This window comes from Treponema sp. R80B11-R83G3 (genome assembly GCF_054786115.1).
The window spans coordinates 1-1,193 of the sequence record NZ_BDHF01000239.1; the positions used below are offsets into that span (position 1 = coordinate 1).

General features: G+C 42.4%; 2 protein-coding genes. Both read right to left on the reverse strand.

Annotated elements, in window-relative coordinates; genetic code table 11:
• Positions 1–569: DUF1016 N-terminal domain-containing protein (locus ACYVRH_RS12965; protein ID WP_461257316.1), on the reverse strand; the 569-nt coding region annotated here is incomplete at its 3' end.
• Positions 562–1,193: hypothetical protein (locus ACYVRH_RS12970; RefSeq protein ID WP_461257317.1), on the reverse strand; the 632-nt coding region annotated here is incomplete at its 5' end. The genes ACYVRH_RS12965 and ACYVRH_RS12970, both read right to left, overlap by 8 nt.

The following is a 1,193-nucleotide window of genomic DNA, read 5'->3' on the forward strand; positions in this document are numbered from 1 at the left end:
TTTTCTTTCAGGTCAAGGAACTCCAGAATATAGGGGTCTTTTAGTATAAAGTCAGGTTCTGTTTTTGGTTCGGTTTTTTGAATTTCATTTTTTACCGATTCCTTACCTTCTTTTCGGGTGGCAAGGAGCCTCTTGTAATATGAAGTTGTAATTTGCCGTTCAAGCTGACGAGAACTCCAATTACATTCGATACATTCCTTGAGGTAAAATTCTCGCTCAACCTCATTTCCAACCTTCATTAAAAGCCGATAATGCGTCCAACTTAATTCGAGACGCAGTGCGTCTCGAATTGGGAAGGTTTGATAAAACTGCCGCATTTTGCGTAAATTTGTCTCTTCAAAGCCTTTTCCAAATTCAACGGTCAAACGGTCGGATAAATATTTCAATAACTGAGACCCATATTCAGCCCGCGGATTATTGCCCTGTGCTTCCATAATTTGCCGCCCGATTTCCCAATAAGCTTCGACCATAGCGGTATTAATGGCGGTATACGCTTTTTGCCTTGCGGCGGCAAGAACAGAGCGGATATTTTGATAAATCGTGTCTTCGGCAGGAGTTATATCAGCCATTTGCACCTACCGAAATTACTTTCAAACTTTCAATTCCTCTGTCATCGACTATTTTGACGGCAATTTGGGTGTTGTCTTTAATTGTAAATGGCAGGGATTCCGTGCCTCTGTATTTTTCTATAAGGTCTGGGTTGATTTCCGCTTTTAAGGTTTTTGCAAGTTTGTCCCAACCTTCGTTTTTTCCTTCCATTGGGAAAAATACCTGTTTGGGTTCTATGGACATTCCGTCATAATCGGTATCAAGCATCCACATGGCGATTTTGTCGGTTCCGCCTGAATTGACTATCCCTTGTTTTATGTCGTAATAGTCAAAGCCTTTTACTTTGATTTTATACTTGCCTTTTTCGATGTGGATAAGCTCTACATCGGGCTGTCCGACAAGCCAGAAACTTTGGCTTGATGATACTTTCTTCTTTAAATCTGCGGTCATAAGGTCGGGGTTCATTTGTACTTTTAACAGGGTAACTCCGGGCCATTTAGTATCGTCAATATGTTTCGCCGCCGCCGGGTCAAATTGGAAAGCGGCGAAAACGATATAAACAGGTTTTGGCCTTATGGTTTCCGCCTCATTCAGCGCTTGGGTAACCATGCGGATATCTAGAGGACGGGTTTCGCCCGCAAAGC